At 48.9% G+C, this 25,693-nt stretch carries 21 protein-coding genes; 8 read left to right on the forward strand and 13 right to left on the reverse strand.

From position 1 onward, the window contains the following. Positions 1-55: 55 nt before the first annotated feature. The 4 genes from ACYVI1_RS31040 (at position 56) to ACYVI1_RS31055 (ending at position 4,650) form a co-directional block, all read left to right on the forward strand. Complete coding sequence (locus ACYVI1_RS31040) at positions 56-1,024, forward strand: KpsF/GutQ family sugar-phosphate isomerase (RefSeq protein WP_460915517.1); 969 nt, start codon at positions 56-58, stop codon at positions 1,022-1,024. Positions 1,025-1,395: 371 nt separating this feature from the next. After that, on the forward strand, positions 1,396-1,911 hold the full coding sequence (locus ACYVI1_RS31045; protein ID WP_460915519.1) for an RNA polymerase sigma factor: 516 nt from the start codon (positions 1,396-1,398) through the stop codon (positions 1,909-1,911). 325 nt (positions 1,912-2,236) lie between these two features. Continuing rightward, positions 2,237-3,709: a phytoene desaturase family protein gene (locus tag ACYVI1_RS31050; RefSeq protein WP_460915521.1), complete on the forward strand. Its 1,473-nt coding sequence runs from the start codon at positions 2,237-2,239 to the stop codon at positions 3,707-3,709. 104 nt (positions 3,710-3,813) lie between these two features. After that, positions 3,814-4,650 carry a phytoene/squalene synthase family protein gene (locus ACYVI1_RS31055; RefSeq protein ID WP_460915522.1) on the forward strand — a complete coding sequence of 279 codons (837 nt, stop codon included), beginning with the start codon at positions 3,814-3,816 and terminating at the stop codon, positions 4,648-4,650. A 21-nt stretch (positions 4,651-4,671) separates the two neighbouring features. On the opposite strand, the gene ACYVI1_RS31060 is transcribed toward ACYVI1_RS31055, so the two are convergent. After that, a complete protein-coding gene (locus ACYVI1_RS31060) occupies positions 4,672-5,568 on the reverse strand; it encodes a cupin-like domain-containing protein (RefSeq protein ID WP_460915523.1) in 897 nt (298 codons plus the stop codon). A gap of 187 nt (positions 5,569-5,755) precedes the next feature. Here ACYVI1_RS31060 and gatB point away from each other — a divergent pair, with 187 nt between their 5' ends. The 4 genes from gatB to ACYVI1_RS31080 all read left to right on the forward strand — a co-directional run bounded on the left by gatB (position 5,756) and on the right by ACYVI1_RS31080 (position 9,664). Next, positions 5,756-7,246 (forward strand): Asp-tRNA(Asn)/Glu-tRNA(Gln) amidotransferase subunit GatB, encoded by a 1,491-nt coding sequence (gene gatB / locus ACYVI1_RS31065; protein WP_460915524.1) that lies wholly within the window; start codon positions 5,756-5,758, stop codon positions 7,244-7,246. After that, complete coding sequence (locus ACYVI1_RS31070) at positions 7,243-8,379, forward strand: redoxin domain-containing protein (RefSeq protein ID WP_460915525.1); 1,137 nt, start codon at positions 7,243-7,245, stop codon at positions 8,377-8,379. The genes gatB and ACYVI1_RS31070 overlap by 4 nt, the downstream gene beginning before the upstream one ends. 142 nt (positions 8,380-8,521) lie before the next feature. After that, positions 8,522-9,325 carry a pyrroline-5-carboxylate reductase gene (gene proC / locus ACYVI1_RS31075; protein ID WP_460915526.1) on the forward strand — a complete coding sequence of 268 codons (804 nt, stop codon included), beginning with the start codon at positions 8,522-8,524 and terminating at the stop codon, positions 9,323-9,325. Positions 9,326-9,355: 30 nt separating this feature from the next. Further along, positions 9,356-9,664, forward strand: a complete 309-nt coding sequence (locus ACYVI1_RS31080; protein WP_460915527.1) for a hypothetical protein — start codon at positions 9,356-9,358, stop codon at positions 9,662-9,664. Between the two features lie 16 nt (positions 9,665-9,680). Here the strand turns inward: ACYVI1_RS31080 and purB are convergent, their stop codons facing one another. From purB to ACYVI1_RS31140, 12 genes are all read right to left on the reverse strand, one after another. Further along, complete coding sequence (gene purB, locus ACYVI1_RS31085; RefSeq protein WP_460915528.1) at positions 9,681-11,021, reverse strand: adenylosuccinate lyase; 1,341 nt, start codon at positions 11,019-11,021, stop codon at positions 9,681-9,683. A 90-nt stretch (positions 11,022-11,111) separates the two neighbouring features. Then, positions 11,112-12,488 (reverse strand): DUF1207 domain-containing protein, encoded by a 1,377-nt coding sequence (locus ACYVI1_RS31090; RefSeq protein WP_460915529.1) that lies wholly within the window; start codon positions 12,486-12,488, stop codon positions 11,112-11,114. Positions 12,489-12,558: 70 nt separating this feature from the next. After that, a complete protein-coding gene (locus ACYVI1_RS31095; RefSeq protein ID WP_460915530.1) occupies positions 12,559-13,923 on the reverse strand; it encodes a dipeptidase in 1,365 nt (454 codons plus the stop codon). 84 nt (positions 13,924-14,007) lie between these two features. Then, positions 14,008-14,658, reverse strand: coding sequence for a glycerol-3-phosphate 1-O-acyltransferase PlsY (gene plsY, locus ACYVI1_RS31100; RefSeq protein WP_460915531.1), 651 nt, complete (start codon positions 14,656-14,658; stop codon positions 14,008-14,010). A 162-nt stretch (positions 14,659-14,820) separates the two neighbouring features. Further along, on the reverse strand, positions 14,821-16,101 hold the full coding sequence (locus ACYVI1_RS31105) for a M16 family metallopeptidase (protein WP_460915532.1): 1,281 nt from the start codon (positions 16,099-16,101) through the stop codon (positions 14,821-14,823). A gap of 125 nt (positions 16,102-16,226) precedes the next feature. Continuing rightward, positions 16,227-17,423, reverse strand: a complete 1,197-nt coding sequence (gene porV, locus ACYVI1_RS31110; RefSeq protein WP_460915533.1) for a type IX secretion system outer membrane channel protein PorV — start codon at positions 17,421-17,423, stop codon at positions 16,227-16,229. A 117-nt stretch (positions 17,424-17,540) separates the two neighbouring features. Continuing rightward, a complete protein-coding gene (porU, locus tag ACYVI1_RS31115) occupies positions 17,541-20,981 on the reverse strand; it encodes a type IX secretion system sortase PorU (protein WP_460915534.1) in 3,441 nt (1,146 codons plus the stop codon). 10 nt (positions 20,982-20,991) lie between these two features. Then, entirely contained in the window at positions 20,992-21,618 is a 627-nt protein-coding gene (locus ACYVI1_RS31120) for a sprT domain-containing protein (RefSeq protein ID WP_460915535.1), read from the reverse strand. A 65-nt stretch (positions 21,619-21,683) separates the two neighbouring features. Then, on the reverse strand, positions 21,684-21,884 hold the full coding sequence (locus tag ACYVI1_RS31125; RefSeq protein ID WP_460915536.1) for a hypothetical protein: 201 nt from the start codon (positions 21,882-21,884) through the stop codon (positions 21,684-21,686). 150 nt (positions 21,885-22,034) lie between these two features. Then, positions 22,035-22,529 carry a GtrA family protein gene (locus ACYVI1_RS31130; protein ID WP_460915537.1) on the reverse strand — a complete coding sequence of 165 codons (495 nt, stop codon included), beginning with the start codon at positions 22,527-22,529 and terminating at the stop codon, positions 22,035-22,037. Between the two features lie 123 nt (positions 22,530-22,652). Further along, entirely contained in the window at positions 22,653-24,059 is a 1,407-nt protein-coding gene (locus ACYVI1_RS31135) for an NADH-quinone oxidoreductase subunit N (RefSeq protein ID WP_460915538.1), read from the reverse strand. A gap of 81 nt (positions 24,060-24,140) precedes the next feature. Then, positions 24,141-25,619, reverse strand: a complete 1,479-nt coding sequence (locus tag ACYVI1_RS31140) for a complex I subunit 4 family protein (protein ID WP_460915539.1) — start codon at positions 25,617-25,619, stop codon at positions 24,141-24,143. Positions 25,620-25,693 lie beyond the last annotated feature (74 nt).

Raw genomic sequence — 25,693 nt, forward strand, 5'->3', positions numbered from 1 at the left:
TTTATAAAGTTAGCGAATATACACAGCAAACTGGTCCTGTTTAGCAAAACTGCCGTTGAAAGTAATAAAAAATCCTCAGACTATTGCCCGTTCGGTATTGTTAGCCGAGTCCGCAGCAATACGCAATGCCGTTGATTTACTCGATGAACACTTCGACGCAACGGTCGAAACCGTACTGAAGGCGACGGGGCGGCTGGTGGTAACGGGCGTGGGAAAAAGTGCACTCGTCGGTCAGAAAATCGTAGCTACGCTGAACTCAACCGGCACACCGTCTTTGTTCATGCACGCAGCCGATGCGATCCATGGCGACCTGGGCATGATTCAGGCGAATGACGTGGTGATGCTCATCTCTAAAAGTGGCAACACCGCCGAAATTAAGGTTCTACTGCCCTTACTGAAGCGCACGGGTGTCCGGCTGATTGCCCTGGTCAGCAATCGAGATTCGTATTTGGCTCACCATGCCGACTTTGTTCTCCACGCCTACGCTGACCGGGAAGCGGATCCGCTGAACCTTGCCCCTACAACCAGCACAACCGTTGCGCTGGCTTTAGGTGACGCCCTGGCGGTTACGTTACTGGAAGTGCGCGGATTTACGCGGCAGGATTTTGCCCGGTATCATCCAGGCGGTTCGCTCGGTAAAAAACTGTATCTGAAAGTGGCCGATATATTTCCAAATAATCAATGTCCGCAGGTATCGCCCGATACGCCGGTTAGAGACGTAATTTTCACAATTTCTGCAAATCGGTTAGGGGCAACGGCTGTCGTTAATGAAGCAAGCCTGCTGGTTGGCATCGTGACAGACGGCGATATACGACGAATGGCGTATGAGCACGATTCATTCTGGCAACTCTATGCCCGGCAAGTTATGACTCCTGCGCCGATTTGTGTGCACCCGGATGAGTATGCCGTAGCTGCTTTACAACTCATGCAGGAGCGAAATATTACGCAGCTTATTGTGGCCGATGCCGGTCGGGTACAGGGTTTTGTTCATCTACATGACCTGCTGCGCGAGGGCCTGATTTGACTGTGGTTTGTGTATGTACTCGAACTATGACGGTTAAGACTTTATTGTTCCGCTATAGACGACTCTACACGTTGCCTGTAAAGATTGGTAGACCACCTTCTTTTCTGGCATGTAGTTTTGTTGAACTGTTTTCTACAAATGCTAAACAAAATCCACAGGTTAAATTCCACAGTATGGGGGAAATATTCCACACTTCATACAAATTCACCGGAACGTATAGCTATCATTGAACAAATATATCTGTTTATAAATACCTGTTTTTTAGCTCTTTAGCTCTATATTCTTCGATACTCCGTAATTTTTGAAAAGACTGGTTGTTTTTTTGTCTTGTGGATATGCAGATGTAGTTTAACAGATAAAACCTAACAGCCATGACCGCTCTCGAATTTACTAACCATATTGGCAAAGTTTCTAAATCTCTGCGTCCGTTCGCACTCCGTTTAACGAAGGATGTTGAAGATGCAAACGATTTACTTCAGGATACCCTCCTCAAAGCGTTCACTAACCGGGACAAATATACAGATGGGACTAACCTGAAAGCCTGGCTTTACACAATCATGAAAAACACATTCATTACTAATTACCAGCGCATGGTTCGTAAGAACACGTTCATCGACACAACAGATAATCTACATTATATTAACTCTACCGAAAGCAGCACGGACAATTTAGCCTATTCGTCATTTGCTCAGGAGGATATCAGTCGGGCAGTCAACGGCCTTGACGACACCTATAAAACGCCGTTTATGATGCACTTTCGGGGTTTCAAATACCATGAAATTGCGGCAAAGCTTAACATTCCTATTGGCACTGTGAAGAACAGAATCCACATTGCCCGCAAAGAATTAAAGGACCAGCTAAAAGTTTATGCATATTTTAATGCCTAAGCGAGACTTTATACACAATACACCGTCTAAGGTTTATTGATTGAGTAGTTTTTGGTTAAAAAAGAGGAAGGTTCAGAAAAGTTGGGTAGCATCTACCCAACTTTTTTTTATTTTATAGCCTTATAATCAACAAGTTAGCTACCATCTGGTTGGGCTGCCTCTGAATAGGGGGGCGTCGGCCAGCCATCAAACCGGGGCTAATTTTCACCCCGATGGGCCTGAAAAATTAGCCCTTATCAACTTTTTTATTGGTTTTGAGGTAGCTTCACACGAACAAATTGCTTCATCAGGCAATTTATTTTGACTCAGTTCTAATTTTTTTCTGATGCCCCAGCGCGTACTTGTTATCGGAGCCGGGTTTGCCGGGCTGGCCGCTGCTACCAGCCTTGCCAACAAAGGCTACGACGTTACCATCCTCGAAAAAAATGATATGCCCGGCGGCCGGGCGCGTGTCTTTCAGGCCCATGGATTTACCTTCGATATGGGGCCAAGCTGGTATTGGATGCCCGATATAGTTGAGACGTACTTCGCTCGATTTGGCAAAAAACCATCTGACTATTACAACCTCGTCCGGCTTGACCCTTCCTATTCCGTTATTTTTGGACCCGATGAGACCGTAAACTTACCCGCCGGATTAGACAAATTAGAGGTGCTTTTCGAGCAACTGGAATCCGGGAGCGGCTCTAAGTTGCGGGAGTTTCTCAAGCAGGCGTCGTATAAATACGACGTTGCTATGACCAATTTCGTCTGGAAGCCCAGCCGGTCGGTTACCGAATTTTTGAGCCTTAAATTACTCTATGACGTCTCGCGATTAGATGTTTTCCAGTCGTTTGCGACTCACGCCCGCAAGTTTTTCGCGAATCCCCGCCTGCTCGAAATTATTGAATTTCCGGTGCTTTTTTTGGGCGCTACTCCTCAAAATACGCCCGCCATGTACAGTCTGATGAATTATGCCGAGATGGCATTAGGCACCTGGTACCCGATGGGTGGCATGCACCAGATTGTGAAGGCAATGGTCAGCCTGGCTCAGGAAAAGGGCGTTAAGATTCTACTGAACCAGACCGTGCAAAAAATTGATATTCAGCAGAATACAGCCAGGCGTATCCGCACAAACGACGGTATTTTCGAGACAGATGTGGTCGTTGCTGGCGCCGATTACAATCACGTTGAGACCAGCCTTGTGGACCCTATCCATCGAAATTATGACGATGCTTACTGGCAGAAACGAGTGATGGCTCCTTCATCATTGCTGTTTTATCTGGGCATAAACAAGCGGATACCGCGTTTGCAGCACCATAACCTGTTTTTCGACGAAGACTTCGCGCTCCACGCACAGGAAATTTACGAAACGCCCCGCTGGCCCACCAAGCCCCTGTTTTATGCATCGGTCCCGTCAAAAACCGACCCCAGCGTGGCTCCCGACGGCTGCGAGAATTTGTTCCTGCTGATACCAGTTGCCCCCGATCTTACCGACGACGATGCTACCCGTGAACGCTACTTCGACCTGATCATGAACCGACTCGAAGCGTATGTGGGTGAATCCATCCGTCCTTACATCGTGTTCAAACGCAGCTACGCCCATAGCGATTTCAAAACCGATTACAATGCGTTTCGGGGCAACGCCTATGGGTTGGCCAATACCCTTTGGCAGACTGCTTTACTAAAACCGTCGTTAAAGAACAAAAGGGTAAACAACTTGTTCTACACCGGTCAACTCACCGTGCCGGGGCCGGGCGTTCCGCCGTCGCTTATCTCAGGATTGGTTGTTGCTGACGAGGTTGCTAAAGAGTTTCCTTAATTTTTAAGTACGAAGAGCAGGCAGAAAATGAGGAAAATTCGTCAACATACCGTTCTTCCTGTATCTTTCCTGCATTCTCGATTTATCCTTCTCTCTTAAACTCTATGATGGCATTGTTCAATAAAACCGCACTGGAATGCAGCAGGCTAATTACGGAGCGTTACAGTACGTCGTTTACCTTAGGCATTAAAACCCTCAACCGAAAATTTCATCTGCCTATCTACGCCATCTACGGGTTTGTTCGCTACGCCGACGAAATTGTGGATACGTTCCACGACTACGACAAAAAAACCCTGCTCGAACGGTTTAAGCAGGACACTTATCTGGCTATTGATGAGGGAATTAGCCTGAATCCGGTTTTGCATTCCTTTCAGTTGGTCGTCAGCCAGTATAAGATTGAGCATGCGCTGATAGATGCGTTCCTGAAAAGCATGGAAATGGATTTATATTTCCAGGATTATAATGCTGAGGGCTACAGCGAATACATCTATGGATCGGCGGAAGTGGTTGGGCTGATGTGCCTGCGCGTTTTCTGCGAAGGTGATGGTGATGAATTTGACCGCCTACAGGCACCTGCCCGAAAACTGGGCGCTGCGTTTCAGAAAGTGAACTTCCTGCGCGACATGAAGAGCGATTTCGTTGACCGGGGTCGCACGTATTTTCCGGGCGTTGATTTTAATGACTTCAGTCGTGATACCAAGCAACGCATCGAAGCCGACATTCAGCGCGACTTCGATGAAGCCTATACTGGCATTACGAAACTGCCACGAGGAGCCAGAATGGGCGTTTATTTAGCGTATATGTATTACCAGACGCTGTTCAATAAAATCAAGCAGCTTCCGGCTTCGCGCATTCAGAGCGAACGGGTTCGGGTGCCGAATCCACAAAAATTTGCGCTGCTGGCGCAAACGTATTTGAAATATCGGCTGAATGTGCTTTAATAAGTTCTGAAGGCTCGGCTCTTACATACTCGTCCCTGTCTTCTCTAACGTGCTCAAAACTTTCCCTAAAACCGACAGATATGCCTGAACCGCTTTGGCTAATCTGGGTTTCCGCTGGTTCATGTTGGTGTTTACTTCCCGCATGAAGTTTGGCCAGTTGGAGGCATTCAGGCAATCAAGTGCGACCGATATGGTGGGCGTTAACGAACGGGCTGTATGCCACCAGCCACAGGGAATAAATAAAGTTTCGCCGGGGCCAACCACAAACGTGACGGGCGTTGTTTTGGCAAAAAGTGGGTATTTCTCTAAATCGGGATGTCTGATGTCATTCACCTCCGACACCCAGGCATTATCCGGTTTTGGATACACATAAGGCGTTTGGTCGGGCGGAATAACCGTAAATTCTTTCTGGCCATGCAGTTGCGTAATATAGGCGTGCAGACTCATGTAATCGTAATGCACATAGGGAAACTGAGCACCGGGGCTACCGAAAAAAATTTCCATTGTGTTGGCTCCTGACAGCAGGCGTTTCGGCAGAAGTCGGCTGTGAATACGGTCAGGGAGGGCATATTTCAGCCGGGGCAGCACATCGGGGACCAGTTCAGGATAATCACGCTCAATCTGGAGAGTGCAGGGGTAAGGCGCAGGCTTGTCTTCCGTGCCGGTCAGCATCCAGTCGATATACTCACCGAAATTGTAGGTTTTACCGGCAATACTGACTTCCCGGTTACTATAGTGTTTTTTGAAAAACTCCGGGGTGAATTTCTCCTTTGCTGGCCAGGCATCGCAGGCGTCTCCAATCACTACCGGGTAATTTCCAAAAAGATGATTCTTAGCGAACTCGTCGTAACTAAGGCGATACTTTTTCTCAACTACAATAGTCTTATCGCGAACCAATTCAACCGTTTGTGTAGTCATTTGCTAAAGAGGTCAGTTTAGTAAAGAGATAGTAATCAAACTTTAGACTCTAAATTCACCTGGGTAGACATTGCCTGACTGATTTTTCTTGTAGGAAGTTTTAAGCGCTTGCCTTAAAGCCATTTGTTAGCCATCATCCCCTGTTTTATTTCTCCCTATCTTTGCCTAAAATCACTCTCCGTTATCAATGGTAGCCGAACCGACCCTTTCGCCAGATGTTCTGGCTAAATACGAAGCCGTTGTTGGCCTGGAAGTTCACTGCCAGTTGCTTACGCAAAGCAAAATATTCGCTACCGACGCGAATGTATTTGGAGCCGAGCCGAATACCAATATCAGCGTTATTACCCTGGGGCATCCGGGCACGCTCCCTAAGCTGAACCGCAAGGCGGTTGAGTACGCCATGCGAATCGGGCTGGCCTGCGGAAGTGAAATTACGCGCCACAATATATTTGCCCGTAAAAATTATTTTTATCCCGATTTGCCCAAAGGCTACCAGCTTTCGCAGGATAAGGGGCCGATTTGTGTGGGCGGGGGCATTCTGGTTGCGGCAAAAGACCCAGTTTCTGGTCAACCCTACCAAACTACGATTCAACTTCACCATATTCATCTCGAAGAAGATGCCGGCAAATCCATTCATGATGGCAATGACTGGGCTACCCAACTCGACTACAACCGTGCTGGAACGCCCCTGATCGAAATGGTAACTGAACCCTGCATTCGCACTGCCGATGAAGCCGGGCAATACCTGACCGAAGTTCGGCGGCTGGTTCGGTATCTGGACATTTGTGACGGCAACATGGAAGAGGGTTCATTACGCTGCGACGTAAATGTTTCCATCCGGCCCAAAGGGGCAACGCATCTCGGCACGAAGGTTGAGGTAAAAAACCTGAACTCAATTCGGAACGTCATGCGAGCGGTGGATAGCGAATTTCTGCGGCAGGTCGAACTGACCGAATCGGGCGGGCGGCTTGTACAGGAAACCCGCACCTTCGATGCAGCCACGGGGCTTAGTTACGCCATGCGGGAGAAAGAAACCATGAACGATTATCGCTACTTTCCTGACCCCGACCTAACGCCCGTCGTTATTTCGGACGCGTGGCTGGCGGATGTTCAGGTCCGGATGCCCATGCTTCCGGCGGCTTTGTACCAGAAATTTACGACTGTTTATGGGCTACCCGATTACGACGCAGCCTTACTGACCGATGCAAAAGAACTGGCCGAGTATTATGAAGCCGTTTGCGTCCATACAACCAATTACAAGGCGGCCTCTAACTGGATTATGGGGCCAGTAAAAGGGCACCTTACCGACCGAAGCCTGCGTGAGCGTCAATTTCCGGTCGCTGCCGAACGCCTGGCGGCTCTCGTTACCCTGATCGATGAGGGTATAGTTAGTCAAACGGCGGCCCAGCAGGTCTTTACGTTAATGACTGAACAACCCGACGCATCGCCTGCCGACTTAGCCCAAACGAACGGCCTGCTTCAGAACCGCAATACCGACGCCCTGCAAACGTTGGTAGAAGAAGTACTGGCCGCATGGCCCGATAAAGTTGAACAATACCGGAAAGGAAAGAAAAATTTAGTAGGCTTGTTTGTGGGCGAGGTCATGAAAAAATCGAAGCGTTCAGCCGACCCCAAATTGGTTAATGAATTAGTAGTAAAGACATTACAGACAACATGAAAAACTTAATTTTCAGTATAGTCGGTTTTATGGCACTCGGCCTGGTGGCCAACGCCCAAACAACAAAGCCCTTTACCGTAACGGGTAAAATTAACAAAGCAACGCCGGGCAGTTTCGTTTATCTGGAAGCGAACGCCCCACCGTTTCGCAAACTCGACTCGGCCAGGGTTGATGCAGGAAATGCCTTTACGCTGAAGCATAACGTGGCCGACGGTGGTGAGGTATTCGTCCTAAATGCAGGCGGTGGGCAGAAAATGGCGCTGCTGGTTGAAGGGGGCGAAACGCTGAACGTATTGGCTGATGGCTATAAAATGGATGCCAAAACCGGACAGATAGGTAAAGCAACCGTCACTGGCTCCAAAAACATGGAGTATTATGATAAGTTAAACACGCTCCGTACCGACATGGAAGCCAAAGTGGCCAACTGGAACAAACAGGTTGCCGCTGCCACCGAGAAAAAAGACAATAAGAAAGTTGCTCAAATCGAACAGGAGTATCAGGCTGCCGAACAGGCGGTTGTCAGTAAAGTAAAAGCCATGCTGCCCGAAATGGGCACATCCCTGGCGTCGCTTTTTGCCCTGAACTTCATCAACATCGAAAGTGATTTTGCTACTTATGAGTCGCTGGCGCAACGGTTCGAGAAAGAGAACCCCAATAGCCCACATGCCAAATCGCTGATTGGCCGGGTTGCCCGCATCAAAGGCGTATCGGTTGGTGCACCCGCTCCCGAAATTAGTTTGAGCGATACGACCGGCACGCCGGTTCCGCTCTCGTCGCTGCGGGGAAAATACGTTTTAATTGATTTCTGGGCATCGTGGTGTGGCCCCTGCCGGGCCGAGAATCCAAACGTGGTGAGGATGTACAACAAGTTTAAAGACAAAGGATTTGCTATCTATAGCGTCTCGCTCGATCAGGCTAAAGCCAACTGGACCAAAGCCATCCGCAATGACAACCTCACCTGGACGCACGTTTCGGACCTGAAATTCTGGCAGTCGGCAGCGGCTCAGCAATACGGGGTTCAGGCAATTCCGGCCACGTTCCTGCTCGACAAAGAAGGCAAAATTATCGCCAAGAACCTGCGCGGTGACGCATTGGAGCAAAAATTAGAGGAAGTTCTTAAAGGTGGTCAATGAGTTGGCAACGAGTAAGTAGTTTTGTGGGGTCAGGTTCTGGGTCGCCAGCCCGGTCAAACCTGACCTTTTTTTTATGTCTGGAATGAAACGTAGTGGCTTTAGTTACTACATTTCGCTCATTCACTCATTCGCTCTTTAGTAAATGAAAATCGCAATTGTGGGCTGCGGCAATATGGGCATGGCCTTTGCCAAATCGTTTTTGCAATATGACCTCGTAAAGAAAGACGACTTATTGTTAATCGAAAAGAGCACCGACCGCTCCGAAGCCCTAAAGGCCGAAAAAGCAGGCGTTGTAGTCGATACGATTGGGCCGCATGTGGGTGAGTCTGATTTGATTATTCTGTCCGTAAAACCTCAGGATTTCAACAGCGTTTATGAAGCTCTTCGCGACGTTATTCAGCCGAATCAGGTTGTTCTGTCGATTATGGCAGGCATCCCTATAGCCCAGATTCAGGAGAAACTGAATCATCCCTTAGTCGTGCGGGCCATGCCCAATACGCCCGCTATGCTGGGCATGGGCATTACAGGTTTTACAGCCGCCAAAGAAGTGGATTTGGCCAACCTGCGCCGGGTAGAAAATCTAATTAATGCCACCGGTCGGTCTATTTTTCTCGAAGACGAAGCCATGCTCAATGCCGTAACCGCCCTCAGTGGCAGCGGCCCGGCTTATTTCTATTATGTTGTCAAAGCCATGATTGAAGCCGGTAAGCAAATGGGGTTCGATGACGCCGTGTCGGCTCTGTTGGTAAAGCAAACGATGCTTGGCTCGTATCATCTGATAAATACAGCCGACAAATCGCTGGATGACCTCATCAAAGCTGTAGCCTCCAAAGGTGGCACAACCGAAGCAGCCCTGCGTGAGTTCGAGAGCGGAGCCTTGTCGAATACGCTGGTGGCGGGTATCAAAGCCGCACAAACACGGGCAATGGAACTGTCGAAGGGATAATTGACGCGTTTTAATTTTGCCTGATTGCTCATGAACGCGAACTGGAGTGAAGAAGACCTCAAACAAATAGCCCGGCAGTTGAGCCATCCGGATGGCGATGCAGGAATTATTACCGGCGAGCGAATGAAGATCTCGAATGGCAAGTTTATGCAAAAATTACCCTTCACAAAATTCGGCTTTCACCTATACGATTCTGAATCGGTTGGCCATGTCTTGAGCGCAGCCCAATTTTTTACGGAACACATCCTGGAGGAACCCGCGCAAATTCCGGGAAAGCCAGGCCAGAAATCGAGCGCAAGATTGTTAGTATTACCGCCCGAAAAATGTAATATAGGATAGGGGCCCCAGATTTTCGTCAAATTCCGGTATACGTGAACGGCGTAATTGCCCGGAGTTCGCCCTTGATGGCATCTGACACGTTCAGTTCATCAATAAATTGGCGGATGCTGTCAGCCGTGATTTTCTCGTTCGTGCGGGTCAGGGCTTTCAAGGCTTCATAAGGTTGCGGATAGCCCTCGCGCCGGAGAATGGTCTGTATGCCCTCAGCCACAACCGCCCAGTTGTCTTCAAGGTCGGCATTAAAAGCCACCGGGTTTAGTTCGAGTTTATTCAGGCCTTTTACCAGCGATTTCAGGGCAATAACCGAGTGAGCAAAGGGAACTCCGATGCTCCGCAGTACGGTCGAGTCGGTCAGGTCGCGCTGAAGCCGGGAGATGGGCAGTTTGGCCGATAAGTGCTCAAACAAAGCGTTGGCAATGCCCAGATTGCCTTCCGAATTCTCAAAATCTATTGGGTTTACTTTGTGCGGCATCGCCGATGAACCTACCTCCCCTTCTTTCAGTTTTTGCTTAAAATAGTTCATCGACACGTAGGTCCAGATGTCGCGGTCGAGGTCGATCAGGATGGTATTCAGGCGCTTAAACGCATCGAGGGCAGCCGCCAGCATGTCGTAATGCTCAATCTGAGTTGTAAACTGACTCCGCACCATGCCGAGGCTTTCGACAAATTTATCCCCGAATTTTTTCCAGTCTTCGTTGGGGTACGCAACGGCGTGCGCGTTAAAATTGCCCGTTGCGCCCCCGAATTTGGCCGCCGTCGGAATGTCGGCTAATAAATGCAATTGCTTCTCAATGCGTTCGACAAATACCGATAGTTCTTTGCCTAAGCGCGTTGGCGAAGCCGGTTGCCCGTGTGTGCGGGCCAGCATGGGCACATCGTTCCACTGCTCAGCCAGTTCCTGCAACCGCATAAACACCTGCCGATAGAGCGGCACGATTTCGGTGTCGAGTGCATCGCTTAGCAACAGTGGAATGGCCGTATTGTTGATGTCCTGCGAGGTCAGGCCAAAGTGAACAAACTCCAGAAACGGCTCAACCGGCGAACCTTTCAGCTTTTCTTTGATAAAATATTCAACCGCCTTAACATCGTGGTTGGTCGTCTTTTCAATTTCTTTAATACGCAGGGCATCGGCTTCCGTAAAGTTTTCATACAGAGCACGCAACGCCGAAAACTGCGCCGGGTCGACATCGGCTAATTGCGGAATTCCCCATTCGCAAAGGGCAATGAAGTACTCCATTTCGATGCGGATCCGGTAGCGAATCAGACCCAGCTCCGAAAAATACGGAGCCAGTGTCTCAACCTGCGACCGATAGCGGCCATCAACAGGAGAAATAGCCGTTAATGCAGATAAACTCATGGGATAGTGTACGGTTTACGATCTACGATGTACGATGTATGACGTACTTAAATTCGTACATCGTAACGCTCCGGCGGCCCGGTTCGCAGGTCAGAACGGGTTCAAATACAGTCCAATGCCCATCCAGGACGTTTGCTGGTTTTCATACTGACTGTAGGGCCGGAAACCCGAGTAACCTTCAAACAGAAAGGTCAGATTGTTTTGTGTTCTTCCCAACTCGACCCCAATTCCGCCGTGAATACCAGGTCGAAAATCGGTTTGCTGCCAGAATTTCACATCAACGCCACCCACCAACCGCGCTGCTTTTGTCGACGGTTTTTTGTAGAACGCACCTACCTGAGCGCTGAACAATTTACGTTCTTCCGACTTTCGCAGGACAATGCCGAGACCACCATATAGTCGCCAGTTATTGGCCATTCGGCTATAGGTGACGTCCAACAACTCATAATTAACCGAGTTAGGCGTGGGGGCCGTGATCTGGTTACGATAGATGTAATCGTCGCCCAGGTGCGAAGAGATGTGATAAACCCGAAAGCGGTAATTATTCACTCCCCGCCGAATGTTGTAAAGAATACTGATTTTATAATCAGTATTCATAATTTGCCGACGTGCCCGTCCCAATTTGTTGTCATGGTAGGCCTCAAATTGCGTAAACGACGCTAAGTCCAGCACCCACTCTTCGGACCGGCCCGGTTCGGTGGTTCGACGGTAAAAGGGTTTTGCAAATCCAAAAGCGAAGGGCACAATGCTACCTTTGTATTTTTGCCCCTCCGTCCAATAACCCGGCAAAACGCTTCCATAGGTTTGCGCTTCCAGCGGATCCAATAGGATTGGCTCAAACAAATGCCCTTTGGGCAGAAACTCCCGCCGGGGCCTGACAAGGGTAGGCTCACTACGAACACCTGTTGTTAAACCTACCGAGTCGACGGACTGGATAACAGGCTTTCTTTCACGGCGAATTCGTTCAGGGCGAGCCGTTTTGGCAGGTGTTTCGGCGGGCACTGGCGTTGGTGTTGCGGTTACAGCGGGTGTTTCTGCCAACGCATCGGTAACTGTGGGGGCCGGTTCAGGCGATTTTTCTTTTTTACGTTTTTCCCGTTTCTCTTTTCGGCCTGGCTCGGCAACAACGGGTGCGGGTTCAACCGGCTGGCTGGCAGTTGGGGCTGCGGTCGTAGGGTCTACGGTGACTTTAAGCTGGGGATTGGCGGTCGGCGGTTGTTCTTTAGCGGCTTTTTTCGCCTGTCGCTGCCGTTCTTTTTCAGCTTGTTTAGCTTCGTATTCGCGTTGTTTTTGCAACCACTCCGCCTTAATTTGCCTTTCCCGCTGGATTTCGCGTTCTATTTTTTCTTTCTGCCGTTGCTCAGCAGGTGTCAATACACGGGCGGGCGGGGTTGCTGGCTTTTGTTGAGCCGATGCCCAGGTTGCCAGTAAAGAACTTAGTAAAAGAACTAATAACGTTTTTCTCATAAAATAAACGCGGGAGAGGGGGATAGCCAGGCAGGTAGTTAACCGCCTGCCTGGGTCGAATAAAAATGGTTTATTGTTTTTTTAATGCTGCGTAGTGTTTGTAGAAATAAGGAATGGTTTCGATGCCTTTGTAAAAGTTGAAGAGGCCGTAGCTTTCATTCGGCGAATGCAAGGCGTCGCTGTCTAAACCGAAACCCATTAGAATCGACTTAACTCCCAGTTCCTGTTCAAACAACGCGACAATCGGAATGCTGCCTCCACCGCGTGTTGGAATGGGTTTCTTGCCCCAGGCATCTTCAAATGCTTTACTGGCTGCTTCAAACTCCACCGAATCGACAGGCGTTACATATGGCAATCCACCATGATGAGGCTTCACCTGAACCATTACTCCAGCGGGCGCAATGGCCGTAAAATGGTTCGTAAACAGGTCCGTAATCTCGTCTGGAGTCTGATTGGGCACTAACCGCATACTAATTTTAGCCGATGCTTTCGAGGGAAGTACCGTTTTGGCGCCCTCACCCGTATAGCCGCCCCAAATGCCATTAACGTCAAGGGTGGGGCGGATAGAGGTTCGTTCGTTGGTCGAGTAACCCGTTTCGCCCATCACCTCATTAACGCCCAAATCTCGTTTGTACTCGTCCAGATCAAAGGGAGCTTTGGCTAATTCGGCCCGTTCGTCATCGCTCAGGTCGGCTACCTTATCGTAAAATCCGGGAAGGGTAATGCGCCCGTTTTCATCGTGAAGCGACGCAATCATCTCGCACAATACGTTAATCGGATTGGCAACGCCACCACCATAGACGCCCGAATGCAGATCACGATTGGCGCCCGTTACCCCCACCTCCACGTAAGAAAGGCCACGAAGCCCCGTTTCGAGCGAAGGGGTTTCATTAGAGATAATGCTCGTATCGGATATGAGAATCGTGTCGGCTTTGAGCATGTCCCGATGGGTGGCCACGAAAGTGCCCAGATGGTCGGAACCAACTTCTTCTTCGCCTTCGATCATCACCTTCACATTGCAGGGCAAACCGGTTGTCGCTAACATCGCTTCAATCGCCTTGATATGCATATAAAACTGACCTTTATCATCGCAGGCGCCCCGGGCGTAAATGCGCTCGTTGCGAATGGTGGGTTCAAAGGGGGGCGTTTTCCAAAGTTCGTAGGGGTCGGCAGGCTGAACATCGTAATGCCCGTAAACCAACACGGTTGGCTTAGCCACATCCACGATTTTCTCGGCATACACCACCGGATGGCCGGGTGTTTCGTAGAGTTGGGCCTTGTCTAAGCCTGCCGCTATAAGTTTATCCTTAACAAATTCGGCAGCCCGGCGCACGTCATCTTTAAACTTAGAATCGGCCGAAACCGATGGAATGCGTAGTAAGTCGAGCAATTCATCTAAAAATCGCTGCTTATGGGTGTCAAGGTAGCTGGTCATCAGGTCAAAAATTTCGCCCCGAAGTTACGCACTTTTCGCGCAACGACGGGGCGTTGATTCTATTTGTAAAATAGGTTTTTGGTATTAACGCTTTTTTCGCAGCCGAATCAATACAGTCCGGCTTTCCTCACCACGCCACAATCGGGAAATATTTTTCTGATGCGTTAGTACCACCATCAGAAATATAACGAAGCCAAAGACAATGAGTAACGGACTTTCTTTCTGACCAAAGATCTGAAGCAACAGCAACACCGGAAACGCCAGAGCGGCCAGAATCGACCCCAGCGATACGTATTGCGAGGCAATAACCACCAACAGGAAAACACCAATGCAAACGACCGCCATTTCGGGGTGAGTAGCCAGCATCATTCCCAATAGCGTCGCTACGCCTTTTCCACCTTTGAAATTGGCGAAGACGGGAAACAAATGACCAAGCACGGCCACTAACCCGAAAACAATTTTGAATGTCAGAATTTCATTTTCGGTAATAATACCCGTATACCAAAGCAGCGATGCTAAAATAGATGCGGTGTAGCCTTTCAGAACATCGACCAGCATTACGACGGTTCCTGCCCGTTTGCCCAACACCCGAAACGTATTGGTGGCACCGGCATTACCACTGCCATAGTGGCGAATGTCGACGCCGAAAAAGCCTTGCCCATACCAAACAGCCGTGGGAATTGAGCCTAATAAATAAGCAACAAGGGTCGTAATGCAGACTAAGAGAACGTTCATTAACCGAAATAAAGAATTGAGTTACTGGATAAAGCGACCCGTTGTTTAACGTGAGAAGCCCTGTAAAGAGAATGTAACCCCAAAATTAAGCGATTGTTACTAATCGGCCAACCCACATAGCCTATAAAACGATTTCAGTAATGAATAAATTTCCAAATGTTACTATTTTCCCCCTACGACCACTTCGTGAAGACTTTCGGTGGTTAAATAACGATTTGCTGTTTCAATAATATCATCTGGTGTTACCGACCGTAGCTTTTGGATGTACGTTGCCAGGAAATCGGCAGGCATACCATCGAGTAAAATCACCTTATAGCGGTCAGCAATTTCGAAAGGCGTGTTGAGCGAACCGACAAACTCACCAGCCATGTAGTTTTTCACCGTCTCCAGCTCATTGTCTGAAACGGGTTCGGTTTGGAGCAGCCGGATCTCTTTGCGAATTTCATCGAGTGTCTGCCGGGTATTTTCTTTATTGACATCTGTGCCAATTAAAAAATAGCCATCACGACGAAAAGAGGGCACATTCGATGAAATGCCGTAGGTAAATCCTTTCTCCTCGCGGATATTTTTCATTAATCGGGAGCCGAAATAGCCGCCTAAAACCTCGTTGGTGACCAGCATCTTAAAAAAATCGGGATGCGATCTGGTGAACAGCCGCCGACCTACCCGAATAGACGACTGTATGCTGTCGGGCTTTTCAGCAAACACAGGCAAGTCACTGTCGAGCAGTGCATTATCCGAAAAAGCAGGTAATGTATCCGTGCGAACCGACAGTTGTCCCAATTCGGTATTGATAAGCAGTAGCTCATTTTCAGCAGCCTGCCCCGCCAGAATAAGCTGGAACGGGCGGTTTCGAATGGTTCGCTCGTAGAAATCGACAACGCCCTGACGGGTAAGTTGCTCAACCGATTCGGGTTTCTGACTGCGCCCATACGGATGCTCGGCGCCAAAGAGTTTTTCGCGAAACAGAACCCCCGCGAGGTAGGCGTTTTTTTCGTAGTTAACCCGCAGATTCTGAAGGGTAATGTTGCGAAGGTCATCCAACTCTTTCTGCGGAAACGTTGGCTCTGTGAGCATCTCCCGCAAGAGGAGCAAGGCATTAGGCAGAAACCTGGTCAAACAATAAATAACAAGGCTGGCGCGGTCAGGGCCGCTGTTCAATTCCATGAATATTCCATACCGATCAATGTATTCGCTGATCTGAGCCGACGACCGCACTGACGTTCCTTCAGCCAGCATTTTCATAGCAAAAAATGCAGAACCGGGCACTTGCTCATACCAGGTTCCGGCATCAAATACGCATTCTAACCGCAAAACGGGCTGTTGCACAACCGCAATTACATGCAGCGGAGTGCCGTTATCTAAACGATGAGATTGGACCGCTGGCAAATAAACTTCCTGTATCGCCTGAAAATCGGGCGATTGAGTTCTATCGAGAGTCATATACGTGTCAAAAGGAAAACAAGTGAAGAATGAAGCGTGAAAAGTGAAGAATAATCGCTCAAATAGAGCCAGGTTTTATTCTTCACTTTTCACGCTTCATTCTTCACTTGCCTTTCCTCTTATATTTAATTGGAATCGTTTGTTAAGGGTTCCTCATCAGCTATCTTGTTCCCTTTGTTCAGGTTCAGCAGGAGCGAAATACGGAAGGTGTCAGACAGCGGACTACCTTGTTTTATTGGGATCAGGTAGGAAAAATCAACGCCAAACCGCTGTTGCAAACGCAGGCCAATGCCGGTAGTAACATACTTACGGCCGCCCTTTTCGTTTGATTCATTGAAATAACCGACGCGGGCCGCAAATTGGTCGTTGTACCAGTACTCAATACCCGTCGAAATCGTAATCTCTTTTAGTTCTTCACTAAAACCACCCGGCGCGTCGGCAAAGGAGCCAAAGACCGAAGCGAAATAATTTTTGTTGGCATTCAGATTCACCTGCACACCATTAACCGTCTGAATATCGGGCGTTGGCACCATCAGTTTATTGACATCAACCACAAAATTGAATTTGTTGTATTGGTCAGCAAACAATGTCAGGCGGGTTCCTAAGCGCAGATTGGTCGGAATAAAATAGGACTGGGTACCGCCGTAGTTGATTCGGCCACCGAGGTTGGAAATCATACCCCCAAACGCCCAGCCAATTCCTTTACCGGTCGCGTTATCGCGGGACTCGTTCTGGTAATAAGCGCTGATGTCGGCGGCCGCCGTTGAACCCGGTTTCAAACCTGGATTGGTCGAACCAGCCGCCAGGTTAGAACTTAGGTACTTGAGGTCAACAGCCAGCGAAAAATTTTCTGACAGTCGCTGAGCGAACGAGGCCGTGATGGCATACTCGCGGGAGTTAAAGGTACCGGCTGCTACACCCGTCGCTGTCGTAAAATCGACCGTTCCCAAGTCAAAGTACATAAGCGACCCCGACACAACGGAGTTTTTACCTACTTTTGAATAGCCGCTTAAGTAGGTGTAATACATATCGCCAATCAGGTTCCGCAACCAGGGTGTATACGAAATCGACGCGCCTTTATCCTGTTTGGCAAAAACCAATTTCGACGGATTCCAGAAGACGGCATTGGCATCTGGATCGCCGAGTGCAACGCCGGCATCACCCAGGGCACCCGAACGGGCATCGGGCGTGAAGTTCAGAAAAGGTACCGACGATGTAGGAACATTTTGCGGCTGGCCGTTGAGATTGATTTTTTGAGCGGATACGACGAGGGGAAGAAAACTACTTACGCCGAGAAGAACACGGAAAAAATTGCGCTTCATACTAAAAGTGTTGGTGGACACCGATGACTGTTTAAAATGGATATGGCAGTCCTGTGCGGTCAAAATTACGATGAAAGGTTGGATTAGGAAAAAATGCGACGTTTTATGTCTTAGAAATCATTTCGTTAACAGGATTCGGCCGCTTTCATGGGCCGCTGTACCATCAACGGCTGACCGAATCTGTAATCGAACAATGTACAGGCCGTTGGGCAAAGGCCCTTCTGCCTCGGTCCGGCCATTCCAGGTGCCAACCGTCAACAGGGCTTCACAGTCGGTACACTGTCCCGCTTGCTGATTCACTAATCGGCCGGTGAGATCGTACAGCCCAACCGTCCAGTCGAGCGGCTCCCCCGAACGATTCAGTTCGGCTATCAATGTCGTTTGGTCAACCACCGGATTTGGACTGGCATACAACATGTTTATGGCCAGACCCGGCTGTTCTGAAACTACTATGGTCAACGTCCCTTCTGCTGAATTATTGTTTATATCCCAGGCTTTGACCCGCATGGTGTAGGTCCCCGGCACCAGACCGCGAAACGTGTACTGAGCCTCGCCCTGTTGCCCATTAGAACCGGTGGCCACATAACTTTCGTTCAACCTAACAACGGGCTGGCTATTAAGCTGAACCGTGAGTTCATGACCTAATCCCGACCGGGCAATGTTTATACCCTGATTATCAGACAAGCTAATCCGTAGTCTCACATCTGGTCCGGCAACGCGCACAAGCTTACCTTCGGCGACTCCTCCGTCCACAGCAAGCACTACTGTTGGGGGCTGTGTATCTGTAGTTGTCGCAATCACGCTGCCGCCAATACGCAGGCTATCGTAACTTCCGATTGCATCAATACCAGCATCAGATCGTGTGGCATACATATACAATTTACCCCGCCCAACGGCATAATTAATATCTTTGGGCATGGTGAAGCGTGCCGTAAACATCCCTTGCTGCACCGGCACCTGGCCTGTAAATACGGGATTACTGAATGCCTGGTAGGTCATTTTCGGACTCCCGGCTTCGGAGCCGATCGTCGTTTGAGTCGTCGCTTTATCGTACAGTGCTAATTGAATCGTACCGGTGAAATCCGATAGTCGTTTATCCAATTGTCGGACTTCACCCGTTAACTCAACCGTTTGCAGGGCGTGCAATGTGTCTAAACGATTGGCTGAGAGCACTTTGCCATTTATCTGCGTGAGAGCTGCCTGCGCCTGTGGATAAGCCAACCGCATGGATGGATCGCCCAGGAGGGCAAAATTTCGATTTACCGGGCCAACTAAACTGTTGTTTTTTGTCAGCCGAAGCACATCGCCCAGGCGGGGCATTTGGCCGTTTATGGGTAAGAAAACGGCCTTATAAAACGCATCATTGAGGAGTAAATTTGTATTGGCATACACGGGCCGGGTAGTGGTTAATAAAGCCACAGCCCCGCCGGTGCGGCTCAGCAGCGTTAACTCGGCCCCTGAATTCGCATTGGGGTCATCATAACGGCCAAACTGACAGGTGGCCGTGACGAATAAAGGCAGTCGGCGGTTCTTCCAGGAAAGAATGTCCTGAAGCGTTACCACCTGCTCGTCGGCCAGTCCCAAAACACCACCATGACCACTGTAATTAATAATGAGTCGCCCTTCGGCAAATCCCTGATTGATGCGTTGATTGACAAGCGGGACTTTCTGCCCATTACTTGTGTTTTCCTGCGGAAAATCGTCCAGGAAAACGCGCTCTGGCCGATAAGCGGGAGCAAGTTTTTCGATGTTTTTCGCCATCTGGTCGGCATCCTGCTGATGAATGTTATAGTCACCATCGTCGGCAATGAGCATTACCCGCGTTTGCCAGTCACCCGTGAGTGACGAATCTGAACTGTACCGAATTAGTTTGTCGACAACCGTTCGGGCTTCATCGACCGATTTTACCGGCAATCGGCCTATGCCAATGTCCATTTTATGGTCGCCATTCGGTGTTTCTATCCATTCGCCTTCACTGGCATCCATGAAGCCAAAATAATCGTCGGAGGAGTAACTCAATACCGGATGCAACGACTCCCGACTCTCATAAACCGGCACCATGTTGGCTAATTGTGTAGCGTTCGTGAGCCCGGCAATATTACGATAATCAAAGGTGGCGTCGCCAAAGAGCAGGAGATACCGGAATTTAGCGGGTTGTTGCCGATAAAAATACCGGGCCATATCCCGAATGGCCGTGGGATCGGCCTGCCCCGATCCAAATTCATTATACACCTGCTGCGTAGTAACAACCAGAACGGATAATTGATCATGGTCCCGCCGAAATTTGGCTAACCGGTCGGCCTGTTCCCGCCAGGCTACGGGCGTTATGAGCAACAAATCGGGTACAGGCTGGCCATGAATCGTCTGATTAGCTACAATAGCCAGCGATGCAGGGGTCAGCAGGTCAGTATCGGTGAAGAAAAAATAATCGCTTCGCTGAGCAGCCAGCCAGCCTGCCTGCTGCGAAGCCGAAAGCGTATAATTTTGTACAGTCGGACGAAGTGGATTGGTTACGTCCCAGGCACGCAGACTGCCATTTGCCTGCTGAACGGCATATTGACCGGCGGCCGATCGGCGTACCCAGGTTGGCTTTTCATACTGCCTGAGTTCGCGACGGGCTTGTAGTGCCACGTAATTCAGATAGCCCTGCGCCGACTGCAAGCCGTTCTTTCGGAATGTTACCGCCAGTCGCAACGGGCTGTTGGCAGCGGCTACTTTCGTTAAAAACGTGTCGGTTCGGGCAACGCCCTGGTAGTCATATTCGTACCCCGATACTGATGACATGGGCATAGTGCCCACCAATTGATCGTTGAGCTGAACTCGAAACTGCGTTGGTAACGTAGCCCCCGCTACTACCGAAGCCGTTAGCCGAATTGCAGCAGGCACAATACCCGGCAGATCGAAGGAGACGACTCTGGTGGTGTCGGTAGTCATATATTCGCCCAGCCACTCCCGACCAGAACGCACCGATGGAACTTTCAGTAAATCATGCTCGTGAAACTGGTAATCATCAAATGTGGTGACGGTTGGCGTAGCGGATAGCATTCCGGCTGGCCGTTCGGTCATCCGAAGACCGGGTGACGAACCAATTGTCAAAAAATAGAATGTTGTATCGGAATACGGATTGATTTGGTGCGTGAAGCGCCGGGCTACCGAATCATACCGAACAACATGCGAACTTTGCCCGAAAAATAAGAGCGCATCACTGGCATCAAATCGACCATCAGTTTCGCCTATCACCTGAATAGCATTTTCGATCAAGTCGTCTGGCCGGGGGGTAGCATTGGACTGGGGCAAGGCCGCCCCTCCATTTCCGTAGAGTCGCAGTCGGCGCGGGTCGGCGGCAGCAAAGTCGGGATTTAGTTGGGCTAACTGCGGTTGGCTAAGTCGATACACGCCTGACTGGGTCACGCCAATCTTAATCCAATACCCTTCCCGAAGCACCGACTGGGCCAGGAGTTGGGAATGAATAATTAATAATGCAGCATGGATAATGAATAAAGTGACAGGCTTACTCCAACAGACCTGGACTATTTTTTTCCATTGTTCATTATCCATTTTACAGTAATCATTTTACATTAACTTCTACCCACGCGTGCGCCAGGATAGCATATGATCTTCCCGATGGTACCTCTTTACAAACGACGCGTGTACGGCGCAGCGTACCCCGCACATACGTCTTTTTAGCAAGTTGAAACAGGTTACCCTCCGAAACATCGCGCAATAGAAGTCGGTTCTCGGCAATAGCTGCTGTTGGGCTGTCAAATTGCCGCAGGGCCAGCATTAATGACGGGTTGGCATAGGTAGTTGCGGCTGGACGGGCCATGTACTGCTGAAGTGGAACCAGAATATTAATTGGAAAAACCGTTTCGGTCAAAAGGGGTTGCATTAATTGCTGAAAAGCCAGTTGCCAGGCCTTTCCATGCGGCTCAATGCGTCGCCTGCGCTGTGGTAGTATATGGTGGCGATACACCTCGGCATGAGCTACTTCGTGGATATAGGTAAGCAGGAACGCATACGGATTTAGATTTGAATTGACCGTAATCTGCATCTGCTTACCGGGTAATACCCGAAAATCGCCTAATCGCGTCCGGCGGGGTTTAACCACTCGAAAACTAAAGTTATAGTGCTGCCAAAGCTGATAGCAATAATGGGCTGCCGGGGTTGGCACGTACTGATCGAAGGCGTCTGTCAAGGTTAGAAAACGAAAAAAGCCTTATAAAAATAAGGCTTTTTTCTGAACTCCTGCAAGAAGCCGGATTACTTCGCGCTGTCAGCCGACATCGTCGAAGCTGAATCGCCAGCCATCGTAGCCGTTGTATCAGCAGTCATGGTGGTTGTGTCAGTTGACATGGTAGTCGTTGTCGAATCTGTCGTCGTTTCTTCTGTTTTAGGTTTGCTTTGGCAAGCAGCGAACGTCAGCATGGTGCTAACGAACAATAATGCAAGTACTTTTTTCATTGCCCTGAATTAATAGTTGAAATTTTCAGCAGCAAAGATACTTTTTTTATAATGAATGCAATAACACCCTACAGCGAAATTGTTGAAAGGCACTATAGACTATAAAAAATCCTATTGATAATTAAATTAATCGAAGGAAGGGTAACCCTGTCAGTAGTGTTTCTCCTCTTCTTTTGGAGGCCGGGAGCGGATTTTGTCATACATTCCCGTGCTTCGGAAGGTCAATAATTTATGACCGAAATAATTGGCCAGGAAGCTAAATCCCATACCCACCACGTGCGACCCTTTTTCTTGCCAGAACGTAGTCGTTGTGGTAAAATAAGGATTGGCTATCCACTCCAGAGTTGCCCTTGCTATGCCAACCTGAACGCCCCAGGCAACTAAGGCGATGAGTACAAACTTAACCATCTCGCGGCCCGTATTACCCGTTTGCTGGGATGAAAACGCGAAGAGCTTCGTTGGGATGAAACTCACGATTGTCGCCGTCAGGTAGCCCAAAAAGACACTGGTCGTGAAATCGAACGTTTTTCGGTATAAAATCTGGCTAAAGAAGTTAACAGAGGCACCAAACAGAGCCGTCAGGAAAAAAGTAAAAAAACTTTTATAGTTTCTGGATTTTGGCTGTTCGATAGTGCTCACGTTCATGTTGTTACCAGACAAAAAGTAGTTAATCCTTACTTATTTGGCTAATTAGTACATAAAAGTACAAACTCAATGCCAAATGTTTATGTTCTCAAAAGTTATTACTTGGGCTACAGATTACCGGGCTTAGAAAAGTCCCTGTAGCAAACCTGGCGCAACACCCAAGCCTAATGTTAGAATCGTGGCAGCCAATAATACATACTGATAAAACGGGGCAACTTTAATGGGTTCGGTGGCGCCATCCCGGAAATACATGGCAATAATCACCCGGAAATAATAATAGATACCCACCGCTGACATTAGAACTGCTACGACCAGTAGCCAGATTTGTCCCCGTTCAACGGCGGTGGAAAACATGTAAAATTTACCCCAGAAACCGGCCGTTAGCGGAATACCGGCTAAGGATAGCATCGAAACCGCCATGGCAAAACCCAATAGCGGATTCTGCCGGGCCAGCCCATTAAACGAATCAAAATTTTCCGTCATTATTCCTCCACTGGTCAGCGTTTGGGTGCTGCGCTGTTTAGCCACCAACAGTAAGACGCCAAAAGCTGAAATAGTTGCAACAGAATAGGCTAACGAATAAAAAACAATTGCCTGTTTGGTTTGTGCGCCCAAGGCAGCCAGGCCAATGAGCAGATAACCCGCATGGGAAATACTGGAATAAGCCATCATGCGCTTGAAACTGTTCTGATAAACAGCCGTGACATTTCCTGCAATTAAGGTGATGGCTGTAATAATGGCCAGAATAGTCCACCAGAACGCGTAAACATTACTGAATGAAACTGATAACAAGTGAAACAGGGCGGCAAAGCCTGCCGTTTTCACCACGGTGGACATGTAGGCGGTGAAAATTGTGGGAGCGCCATCATAGACATCGGGCGTCCAGAAGTGAAATGGAGCCGCCGACACTTTAAAAAGCAGACCAATCAACAACATAAGCAGCCCCACATACAGCAGCAGCGACAATCCCGATTGCGGATTAACGGCATACGCCCCAATGCCAGCCAGTGTGAACGAACCCGTTGCTCCGTACAGAAGCGCCATCCCGAACAGCATAATGCCCGTTGTAAAGGCGCCCATCAGAAAATACTTGAGTGCTGCTTCATTTGAACGCAGGTTCCGCTTATCACTGCCGGTTAGCACATACATGGATACCGACAGGATTTCGACCCCTACGAATAGCATGATCAAATTCTCGAAACTGATCATCATAACCGCCCCTACTAACGAGAACAGAATAAGGCAGAAGTATTCAGCCGGTTGCGCGTCTTCATTTTCGGTAAAATTACCCGACAAGGCCACGACCATAAACGCTGATCCCAATACAATGGCCGTAAAAACCATTGAAAGATTGTTAGTCCGCATCATGTCGTTGAAATACAGATACGTCTTGTTCCAGTCGAGAAAGTTGGCTGCCAGTGTTATAAGCAAAAATAATAAGGTAGCAGGCAACAGGATTGCTTTCGATTTCAGAAAACCGAGAAACAGCAGGCCAATACCAAAAACCGATAACAGAACGATGGGAAGCATGTTTTTTAGGGATTAGTGAATAGTCGATAGTCATCCCGCAATAGCATGAATTACTATTGCGGGATGACTATCGACTGACGACTATTTCATAGATACTGCCGTTGTGCCGATATATTTCATCAGATTAGCTACGGCGGGTTCGGTCATTTTCAGAAACGTATGTGGATAAATACCGATCCAAAATACCATGATAACCAGCGGGATAAATACCCAGCTTTCCGAAGTAGTCAGGTCGGCAAATGACTCGCTTCGGGATGTAGTAGTTCCGAACATGCTCTTCTGAAACATGCGGAGCATATAAACGGCACCAAAGATGATGGTGAAGCCAGCCGCTAATCCTAAATAATGATTGTAGGTAAAGACGCCATGCAGAAGCAAAAATTCACCGATGAAGCCATTGGTAAGGGGCAAGGCTACGCTACCCAGCAGCATAATCATGAAAAAGACCGTGAGTTTGGGCGTTGTCTGGGTGATGCCGCCCAATTGGTCGAGTTGGCGGGTGTTCGTGCGGGAGAAAATCACATCGGCGACGAAGAACATGCCCACCACATTGATGCCGTGTGCCAGCATCTGAATCAGTGCGCCCTGCATCCCGGTTTCGGTTTGCGAAAGCACCCCGGCGGCCATTAACCCAACGTGCGAAAACGATGAATAAGCAATCAGCCGCTTCATGTCGCGCTGACGAATGGCAATGATTGATCCGTAAACAATACCAATAACCGAGAGAATAATGGCGGTTCTTCCCCAGGTTTCAACGCCAAGCGGCACAATGGGCAGAATAAACCGAATCAGACCATAAACACCCATCTTGAGCATAATCCCGGCCAGCAGCATCGTTGCCGGTGTAGGCGATTCGACATAGGTATCGGGTTGCCAGGTATGAAACGGAAATACCGGCATCTTGATAGCAAAGGCAATAAAAAAGGCCCAGAAAATCCAGTTTTGCGCGTTGGGTGTCAGGTTAAGGTTATAGAAATCAGCAATGGCCGATGAATGGGCAGCTACGGCTGTTGCTGGAGTCTGGTAATATAGATACACCAGCGCAACAAGCATGAATAAGCTGCCAAAGATGGTGTACACGAAAAACTTGAACGTGACCGCCACCCGATTTTCACCCCCCCACATGGCCGCTAAAAAGTAAATTGGAATTAGGGCGGCTTCGAAGAAGAAATAGAACAGGAACCCATCACGGGCCGTGAAAACACCCATCAGAGCCGCCTGCATGTAAAGTATCAGCGCGTAGAACGTGGCGGGTTGTTTGTAGTTCCGGTTGAAGGTCGATAAGACAATAAACGGAACTAATAGCCCGGTTAGCAGAACCAGTAAAACACTAATTCCGTCGATACCGGCGCTTAGTCGAATACCCAGCGAACCAATCCAGGCATAGTCGAAGCCAAACTGTGAACTGGCATCGGGCCGAAATCCGAAAAAGGCAAAACCGGCATACACCAACTCGACCAGGGCAGCCACTAAAGCCGCCTGCTTTATCCGATCACCCCGAAAAATCAGGATGAGGGTTGCCGCTACAACCGGGTAAAGAATAAGAAATAACGTAAGCATATTTGACAAGTTTTCGGTTCAGGGTTTATAGTATTCGGTCGTGCTAATTGACAAACCGTATACCTCCACCTTTA

The sequence above is a fragment of the Spirosoma areae genome, assembly GCF_054781775.1.

Coding starts and splice junctions, on each gene's coding strand:
- ACYVI1_RS31045 (WP_460915519.1), top strand. CDS start 1,396: ATGACCGCTCTCGAATTTACTAACCATATTGGCAAAGTTTCTAAATCT.
- ACYVI1_RS31050 (WP_460915521.1), top strand. CDS start 2,237: ATGCCCCAGCGCGTACTTGTTATCGGAGCCGGGTTTGCCGGGCTGGCC.
- ACYVI1_RS31055 (WP_460915522.1), top strand. CDS start 3,814: ATGATGGCATTGTTCAATAAAACCGCACTGGAATGCAGCAGGCTAATT.
- ACYVI1_RS31060 (WP_460915523.1), bottom strand. CDS start 5,568: ATGACTACACAAACGGTTGAATTGGTTCGCGATAAGACTATTGTAGTT.
- gatB (WP_460915524.1), top strand. CDS start 5,756: ATGGTAGCCGAACCGACCCTTTCGCCAGATGTTCTGGCTAAATACGAA.
- ACYVI1_RS31070 (WP_460915525.1), top strand. CDS start 7,243: ATGAAAAACTTAATTTTCAGTATAGTCGGTTTTATGGCACTCGGCCTG.
- proC (WP_460915526.1), top strand. CDS start 8,522: ATGAAAATCGCAATTGTGGGCTGCGGCAATATGGGCATGGCCTTTGCC.
- ACYVI1_RS31080 (WP_460915527.1), top strand. CDS start 9,356: ATGAACGCGAACTGGAGTGAAGAAGACCTCAAACAAATAGCCCGGCAG.
- purB (WP_460915528.1), bottom strand. CDS start 11,021: ATGAGTTTATCTGCATTAACGGCTATTTCTCCTGTTGATGGCCGCTAT.
- ACYVI1_RS31090 (WP_460915529.1), bottom strand. CDS start 12,488: ATGAGAAAAACGTTATTAGTTCTTTTACTAAGTTCTTTACTGGCAACC.
- ACYVI1_RS31095 (WP_460915530.1), bottom strand. CDS start 13,923: ATGACCAGCTACCTTGACACCCATAAGCAGCGATTTTTAGATGAATTG.
- plsY (WP_460915531.1), bottom strand. CDS start 14,658: ATGAACGTTCTCTTAGTCTGCATTACGACCCTTGTTGCTTATTTATTA.
- ACYVI1_RS31105 (WP_460915532.1), bottom strand. CDS start 16,101: ATGACTCTCGATAGAACTCAATCGCCCGATTTTCAGGCGATACAGGAA.
- porV (WP_460915533.1), bottom strand. CDS start 17,423: ATGAAGCGCAATTTTTTCCGTGTTCTTCTCGGCGTAAGTAGTTTTCTT.
- porU (WP_460915534.1), bottom strand. CDS start 20,981: ATGGATAATGAACAATGGAAAAAAATAGTCCAGGTCTGTTGGAGTAAG.
- ACYVI1_RS31125 (WP_460915536.1), bottom strand. CDS start 21,884: ATGAAAAAAGTACTTGCATTATTGTTCGTTAGCACCATGCTGACGTTC.
- ACYVI1_RS31130 (WP_460915537.1), bottom strand. CDS start 22,529: ATGAACGTGAGCACTATCGAACAGCCAAAATCCAGAAACTATAAAAGT.
- ACYVI1_RS31135 (WP_460915538.1), bottom strand. CDS start 24,059: ATGCTTCCCATCGTTCTGTTATCGGTTTTTGGTATTGGCCTGCTGTTT.
- ACYVI1_RS31140 (WP_460915539.1), bottom strand. CDS start 25,619: ATGCTTACGTTATTTCTTATTCTTTACCCGGTTGTAGCGGCAACCCTC.